This window comes from Leptolyngbya sp. FACHB-261, from assembly GCF_014696065.1.
Classification (GTDB): domain Bacteria; phylum Cyanobacteriota; class Cyanobacteriia; order FACHB-261; family FACHB-261; genus FACHB-261.
On record NZ_JACJPL010000006.1, the window covers coordinates 1 to 7,483 of the forward strand.

At 48.1% G+C, this 7,483-nt stretch carries 9 protein-coding genes and 1 pseudogene; 9 read left to right on the forward strand and 1 reads right to left on the reverse strand.

Annotation, left to right across the window (positions count from 1 at the left end):
- The 6 genes from H6F94_RS03650 to H6F94_RS03675 all read left to right on the forward strand — a co-directional run.
- Positions 1 to 782: hypothetical protein (locus H6F94_RS03650; RefSeq protein ID WP_190800888.1), on the forward strand; the 782-nt coding region annotated here is incomplete at its 5' end.
- Positions 783 to 791: 9 nt separating this feature from the next.
- Positions 792 to 1,379, forward strand: a complete 588-nt coding sequence (locus H6F94_RS03655) for a hypothetical protein (RefSeq protein WP_190800889.1) — start codon at positions 792 to 794, stop codon at positions 1,377 to 1,379.
- A gap of 274 nt (positions 1,380 to 1,653) precedes the next feature.
- Entirely contained in the window at positions 1,654 to 2,163 is a 510-nt protein-coding gene (locus H6F94_RS03660; RefSeq protein ID WP_190800890.1) for a MarR family winged helix-turn-helix transcriptional regulator, read from the forward strand.
- Between the two features lie 83 nt (positions 2,164 to 2,246).
- The gene (locus H6F94_RS03665; RefSeq protein ID WP_190800891.1) at positions 2,247 to 3,524 is read left to right on the forward strand and encodes a glycosyltransferase; all 1,278 of its coding nucleotides are present in this window, start codon (positions 2,247 to 2,249) and stop codon (positions 3,522 to 3,524) included.
- A gap of 7 nt (positions 3,525 to 3,531) precedes the next feature.
- Entirely contained in the window at positions 3,532 to 4,077 is a 546-nt protein-coding gene (locus H6F94_RS03670) for a hypothetical protein (RefSeq protein WP_190800892.1), read from the forward strand.
- A gap of 20 nt (positions 4,078 to 4,097) precedes the next feature.
- A complete protein-coding gene (locus H6F94_RS03675) occupies positions 4,098 to 4,403 on the forward strand; it encodes an antibiotic biosynthesis monooxygenase family protein (RefSeq protein ID WP_190800893.1) in 306 nt (101 codons plus the stop codon).
- Positions 4,404 to 4,825: 422 nt separating this feature from the next.
- On the opposite strand, the gene H6F94_RS03680 is transcribed toward H6F94_RS03675, so the two are convergent.
- Positions 4,826 to 5,437 (reverse strand): TetR/AcrR family transcriptional regulator, encoded by a 612-nt coding sequence (locus tag H6F94_RS03680; RefSeq protein ID WP_190800894.1) that lies wholly within the window; start codon positions 5,435 to 5,437, stop codon positions 4,826 to 4,828.
- A 182-nt stretch (positions 5,438 to 5,619) separates the two neighbouring features.
- Between H6F94_RS03680 and H6F94_RS03685 the strand changes: the two genes are divergently transcribed.
- The 3 genes and pseudogenes from H6F94_RS03685 to H6F94_RS33440 form a co-directional block, all read left to right on the forward strand.
- Positions 5,620 to 6,273 (forward strand): TMEM175 family protein, encoded by a 654-nt coding sequence (locus H6F94_RS03685; protein WP_190800895.1) that lies wholly within the window; start codon positions 5,620 to 5,622, stop codon positions 6,271 to 6,273.
- A 37-nt stretch (positions 6,274 to 6,310) separates the two neighbouring features.
- Positions 6,311 to 7,036, forward strand: coding sequence for a Coq4 family protein (locus tag H6F94_RS03690; RefSeq protein WP_190800896.1), 726 nt, complete (start codon positions 6,311 to 6,313; stop codon positions 7,034 to 7,036).
- 319 nt (positions 7,037 to 7,355) lie between these two features.
- A pseudogene (locus H6F94_RS33440) lies at positions 7,356 to 7,483 on the forward strand (AraC family transcriptional regulator CmrA); the annotation flags it as partial.

A 7,483-nucleotide genomic window follows, 5' to 3' on the forward strand; every position in this document is an offset into this window, starting at 1 on the left:
AGCTGGTTGGCCTGACGCAAAGCGCGATCAGCAAGATTCTCAAAAGCTTGGACCTGCAGAGGTTGGAGCAGTGGTCAGGCACTATTCCTAGTGCTCTAGATCTAGGTAGTGACGCTAGGAATAAGCCTGAACCACCTAGCCAAACCGTTGCTGCTCAAGCGCTTGAACCTCTTTCCCCCGAACTCCGCCTGCACCTCGCCCAACGCCTGCTGCAGTGTCGCACTCGTCAGGAACAAGAGCTGCTGGCCCAGAAGACCCCTACACCCCACCTGAACCAGGCTTTCGAGCTACTGACGCCAGAGCAGCAGACTTGGGTGCAGCAGGTGAGCAAAAACGTCTCAGAGCTGCCTTCAGCAACGGCCTTTGATCCACAGGAAGTGGTAGGGTTGCGCCAGCGACCGGGAGAGCGAGGCAGAGTGCTCCGCTTCTACCCGCAGACGGCTAGTTACCAAGTTCAGGTTGGTCGTAGCCAGGACGTGTTGCGAGCCTGGGACTTGCTGAAAGTGCTTCCTGGCGCTGTTACCCAGACATCAGCCTTAACTGCTGCACCGTCGCTACCTGACCGAGGCAAGCCTGCCCTGGCTGCCTTGTGTGCTGCCTTACAGCAGTGTGAAACCCCTGGCCAACTTCAGGAGCTGGTCTCAAGCTATAGCAGCGAGAGCTTGGAGCAAGCCATACAGCAGTTGAGTCCTGAGCGTCAGGAGCGGTTAGGGGAGTTGCTGGCTTTGAGTGTCCGGGATAAGCCAGCCGAAGCTGGACTAGACGTGTCTGCCTGGAGGTAGGAGCAGAAGATGAGCAAACGTCGGAGGCGTGTCCTAACCCCTAGTGCTACAGAAATTCCGGGCCAGCCTGAAGGGGCTGAGCCCCAATCGGTTGGGCATTCATGTCAAAGTAACAGCCTTTTACCTGAACAGACGGGAACGGGAGCCGTTGGGCCAGAGCCTAAACCGCGAGTGAGCAATTCATGCCAAAACACAGAACTTTTGCATGAATCACTCGGTGACGCAGAACCTCCGCAGCCGCCTCAAGCAACAGCTTTGCTTTCATGCCAAAGCTCTCAGGTTTGGCATGACTCTCTAACTCCAGTTGGCCGAGCTGCCACTCACCTCACCCAAGCAGTAGCAGAGCTGCAACAGGCGGTGAGAGAGTTGGTGGCTCAGGGAACTCGGGAGGGTTCAATCGCTGCTTACCCTAAACCCAACGGCCGAACCTATTACAACCATGTCACCTGTGAGCAAGGCAAAGTCAAACGAGTTTATCTCCCCCTGAAGCACAAGCTGAAGGCCGAGGCTGAGATTGAGCGGGGTCGTCAAGCTATGAAGTTGCAGGTGATGTCCGAGCAATTGAAGCAGATCTTGAATCAGCTACATGGCTTGTGAAAGAGGGACTTAGAGCAAGTTCTTTAACAGGGTCTGACGCTGCGCTTTACGCTCGAACTCACGATTAAACCTGGAAATTCAATCGCAGAACCACCTTACTTAACGACTTAAACCCTGTACATATGTTGAGATTAAACAGAGCGGCACTTTAGTAGCAGTGAGATCACTTTTTAGACACCATCCCAAAGCCGACAAGCTGGAACGTTATATCGCTCTCTAGCAGTACAGTTTAGCTAGCTTACAATAAGGGGCCTAACTACCTCTTTACCAAGCTATGGCGAGTTCTCATTCTCTTCCCGACCAGCAGACCATTCAAGGGATGGCAAGCCGTTACCCAGAAATCGATATTCCCTCCATTGAGGCTTGCCTAGTATTTCTGGATACTTCAACTGCCTTCTATGACTCAGTAGATAGCTATCTTGAAGCTCACAATCTATCCAGAGGAAAGTTCACACTGCTTATGCAGTTAGTCGAGGCAGATAAGGAGGGCCTACTACCCTCTGAGTTTGCTGAGCGGGCTGGCGTAACTCGTGCATCAGTGACGAGCTTACTAGATGGTCTAGAACGCGAGAAGTTAGTCACCCGCCAGCCTCACCCAGTGGATCGCAGAATGCTCACAGTCCACATGACTGACAAAGGACGAGAACTCATGAGCAGGATACTGCCTGAGCACTTTGTCCGGATCAAGGCATGGATGGATAATCTGAGCGACCGTGAAAAGAAAACCTTCATCAAACTCCTGACGAAACTACGTTCCGGCATTCCCGCATTACAAAAGTTATAGTTCCCGTGCAATTTTGGCTGATTCGCCTGGTAAAGTAGTTAGGTAGCTAACTATCAGGCCCCTAATGAGAAGGTGGGAGCAGCATGCGAATTGGACTGCTGGTGCTAGCGGGAGAAGGACATCTCAACCCATCTGTAGCTCTGGGCAGGGAGCTTCAGAGCTGCGGGCATCAGGTCATATTCTTCTCAATGGTGGATACCGTTGCGGTTGGTCAAGCTGCCGGACTGAAGGTGGTCGAGTGTGCTGCTCAAGAGTTGCCTTTAGGCACAGTCAACCGTCTGATGACCAGCATGGCGGGAGGAACACCCCCCTGGAAAATGTCAGCAATGATGAAAGAGGTTGAATGGATTAACACCGCAAACTTACTGGCTGTTGATGCCTGGATGAACCAGCATTCAGGTCAGCTGGATTGTCTTCTCATTGATGCGCTGACTCCACATTTTTATCTTCTGGGAGAGAAGCATTACATTCCCTATATCATTCTTGAACCCTCGATTCCCGCCTTTCTCTATAGCCCAGACATTCCACCCACAATGTTGGGTTTTGATTACTCAAACTCTTGGTTTGGCAAGATACGCGACCGCATTACGAATGCTCTGTTTGCGAAAGTCATCGGTCCATTTTTTAGCACTGTGCAGAATTACTATGCACAAGCCTGGAATTTGCCCCAATCTCAAGGATTAGGAGATTCTCGACAGGCACTAGCTCGCCTTTCTCAGGTTCCTTCTGCCTTTGACTTTCCGCGTCAAGATAAAGACAAGTATGTCTATACCGGTCCTTGGGTAAACGCCTCAGCGCGAGTCCGAGTTGATTTTCCTTGGACGCGGTTGAACGGCAAGCCACTTATCTATGCTGCCTTAGGGACGGTCTACAACGACCAAACTACTGCCTACCAAATGATTGCTCAAACCTGTCAGGAATTAGAGTGCCAACTAGTTCTTGCTGTGGGACCCCACATGACTGATGAAACACTCAAGGCTCTACAACAGCAGCATCCCCAATTCTTGTTTGTTCGCAAAGCACCACAGGTTGAGTTACTCCAGCGGACAAAACTATTTATTACTCATGCGGGTATGAATTCAACGCTAGAAGCATTACAGGCAGGGGTTCCAATGGTAGCAATTCCACCGGGTAACGATCAGCCTGGGGTTGCTGCTCGAATTCGCTATCACCAATTAGGCATTACTCTTCCGAGTAAGCAGTTAAGTGTAGAACGACTGCATCGTGCATTGACAGCCGTATGGAATCGCGAGATCTATACCGACAACGTGCAGAAATTTGCTCACGAGATCGCAAGCAAACCTGGTTTAACCTTGGCAGTGACCGCGATTGAAAAGCTGATAACCAATCACCAACGATGAGGGAAGGATGTCAAAACTCAACACTAAGCAGAAAAACTGGCTACTCTCTGGGCATGTTATCTCTGGAAGTCTTTGGTTTGGAGTTGCCCTGGCAATGGTGCTAATGACAATCGCAAACCGGAAAACAACTAATGGTGATGAACTACACGCCGTCAATGCGATGGTGAAATTGCTAGATGATTTTGTGATTATTCCAATGGCAATCGCTTCTGCTCTGACAGGAACATTGCTGTGCTGGCTAACTGTTTGGGGTTTTTTCAAGTTCTACTGGGTCATCACCAAGTGGATCGTGACGACTGGATTAATCATCTTTGGTACGTTTTGGCTGGGTCCTTGGACAAACTCGATGACGGCGATTTCAGCCAGCGAACGAGTCAAAGCGTTAGCCAACCCCCTGTTTATGTTTGATGTGCACGGGGTTATTGTCGGTGGGATGATCCAAGTAGTCTGCTTATTGGCGGTTATTTCTGTCTCAATTATCAAGCCCTGGGGAAGGCGAGATTTACATAGGGCTGGACATACCGATGATGTAAAGATAACATCTGACTCCTAAAACGATAAGAGGAAGTAGCAATGCAATCGTTAGTCACGTTAATCAACGTATTTGCTGTATCACGAGGCAAAGAAGATGAATTTGTTCGATTGTGGAATCAAACTGCTCATCTGCTGAAGCAGGAACCAGGCTTTATTGATACTAAGCTGCATCGTAGTCTTGATGCAGAGGCCCGGTTTTCATTTATCAATGTTGCACATTGGGAAAGTCAAGAGACTTGGCAGCAGGCAATAGCTTCAAATCCGGAACTCCAAGATTGGTGGCGGCAGATTGCATTATTAGCTGAAGCTAACCCAGCACTTTATAAAGTAGAAGTGCAGCATTAAATGCTTTTGCCATTGCTTCAGATATAAGCATTTTGGGCAGATGTCTTACACAATTACAGTATTGGAAGCTAAACCGAATGTCAGTCGCTACTGCTGATTCTTAAGCGGTAACTGAGCAATCGTAGGCAAGCGGGTATGTGACACGAAACGGCAGAGGCGTACAGCTTCACATTGCACCCTACCTTGGCTTGATCTGGCTCAAGCTAAGGTAGGGTAACATTGTCATTATCACTATAAATAAAGTTTGCTAATATTTCAAGCACATACATTTTTGTAAGGTACTACCAAAAATTAGCGTGTAGGATACAAGATGGATGTACAATAAACAGTTCCAGTGCCAGTTCAGGTAATTTTTGACGCAGTTGACGGCAAATCGACTTGTTATACTGCGTTGCCCCAAAACTCATGCGGTGGTAGAGAACTCAGTGAGCTTCACGAGTCATGTCTAGCAATCTTTTAAGAATTTGCTTGCGAAGTGTTTGATTGGGTGCATTAATTTCAAACATCTCTGTTGCCCACAGCCCTTCTGTTGCCAGATGGACAATACTAGCTTGAACTGGATCAAGTCCGCAGTTATATAGTTTATGCTGCCATTCACTAATCTGGGTGTCGATTTGTTTTGCGGTTTCTGGATTGAGCGATATGGAAACGGCTGCAAAGAGGCTTGAACCCAGAGCAAGGGGAAGCTGACTGCTGTTAAAGGTTGCACGGACATAGGCACGTAGCCATTTCCCAGGTTCATCCCCCTTCTCCTTTGCCAGTTCGGATTCAATCGCCGCATTAAAACCATCAATAAGATGCTGAATGATCCCCGTGATTAGAGCTTCTTTATTGGGGAAGTGATAGAGTAAACCACCTTTGCTGACTTTGGCTGCATGTGCGACCGCATCTAGTGTCAGAGCTTCGTTGCCTTGATTGATGAGGATATCGATCGCGCATTGAATCAGGCGATCTTGAGTTTCAGAACGTTTCTTGCCAGGTGTAGAAGCTTTTTCGGCAGCTTTGCTAGTTTTGATGGCTTTTATAAGTTTCATTAAGGTTCGATCTCAGCACTTCTGGTTCAAGGCGATCCTGTTTCTTTATTATACCGTCCAGACTGTCTAGTGGTTGAAACGCAAAAATCGTCTGCCTAGTACAGTTTTACCCTTGACACTGTACCGTCTGGATGGTCTAGTATTAAATCAGCAAGCTTGGGCTTTTTCAGGGAAGAATGCATATGGATCAGGATGCGCAAGCCTCAAATGCCCTGAAGCATCTAGCTCGGTTGAGCGATTTCATTTTTGCATTAGCAATGGCGCTAACCTTTTGGCAATTTGATTTGCCAGAGAATGCTGAAATGCTAGCAAAGGTGGAAATTAATCAGTTTTTGGTAGGTCAACTCAAGCCATTGGGTGCTTATCTGGTTACATTTGTGCTTGTAGCAATGTATTGGATTGCCCATACCCAACAGTTTTCCTACTACAAACGCACGAACGAGACACATTTATGGATTTATACGCTGTATCTGATGTGTCTGTTTCTTGTGCCTTATTCCAATGAGTTGTCGCTTGTCTTCCCAAGCAATTCCATCACCAAAATCTGTTTTGCAGTCAACATTTCGTTAATCGGGTTTCTCTCATTTGCTAGCTGGAACTATGCAACGTATCAGCATCACTTAGTCGACGAGAATCTTGATGCTCAAACTATCGCAACCATGAAGATTAAAGCCTTAATTGAGCCAATTTGCGCGATGGTAGCTATCGCGATCGCACTATTCGCACCTGCTTGGTCGGACCTGGCTTGGCTATTGTTTCTCCCGGTATATTTCACTTTGAAGAAATTATTGGTAATTCCACAGGAAGCAAACCAGGCGACTCGCTCTAGTCAGTAAGTTTTGTTCGTTCTTAAACATTTGGAGGTTGATTAAGATGGAAACACTGAACGTAGCCGAAGCGAACCACTCAGAGGAGTTTCAAGCAAGTCTGATGGCTGCCATTTTGAACACATTTCAGATGGATAGTGAAGCAGACCTTGAACATGCAGATGATTTTGATGAGATCAATGCAAGGTTCTCCGAGCTAGTAAACTATCTGGTCAATGCCCCTGCTTATCAACTTGCGGTGGACGAATTACAGCAAGGTGATAGTACGGCTCGTGCAATTATTCAAGAACGCTATTCGGCACCAATTCCACCGCTAGAGATGCTTCTGAATTTGCCACAAGATTCTTTGGGCTATGTCTATGCCACGTCACTGCAAGCAGCAGGGTTGAAACCCCTTGATGCCGATCCTAGCCTCTTCTCCTGGGAACGAGTTACCTCCGATGTGAGTTACGTTGAGTATCGTTATCAAATCACCCACGATCTATGGCACGTTGTGACGGGTTTTGATACGTCTCCACTCGGAGAACTGGGTTTACAAGCCTTTTATCTAGCACAATTTCGTCTCCCTTCTGCACTGGTGGCGCTGGTTGGTGGTCTAGTCGGTTTTATGGTTTCATCTCCTGAAGTTCTCCCTGTTCTGATTTCGACCCTTGAGCAAGGTTGGCAAATGGGTAAAACTGCCAAACAACTGATTGCTCAAAAATGGGAAGAGAGTTGGGAGAAACCTGTGTCCCAATGGCAAGAGGAGTTGAATATTCAGATCACCCACTAAGTCTACGAGGTGACTTCTGGGTAGGCTGAGGCTTGCGCAGCGCCTATCCGTTTTTTATAATGCCAAGCCTGAAAAATCATGAGTTGCATACAGTGGTTCGGCCCGTTAGGCTGCTCGATTCCCCAGCTGGAGCGCATGTGCTCGCCCTCTGATCAAGCGCGAGATCATCTACCGACTACTGATGGGAGAGCAAGGAAATCGGCTCCGTCAGATTGCCGTTTTGGGTGGCTACACCCACCATATCGCCAGACCAATCGCTCGCCTGCGGAAAGACTTTAACCAACCACTGCGGGTTGAAGCCATCGCTCGAGAGCTTGGCATGAGCATCTCCAGTTTCCACCATTACTTCAGATCGGTCACTGCTATGAGTCCGTTGCAGTTCCAGAAGCAACTGCGGTTCCAGGAGGCTCGCTGTCTGATGTTGAAGCAAAACCTTGACAACCAGTG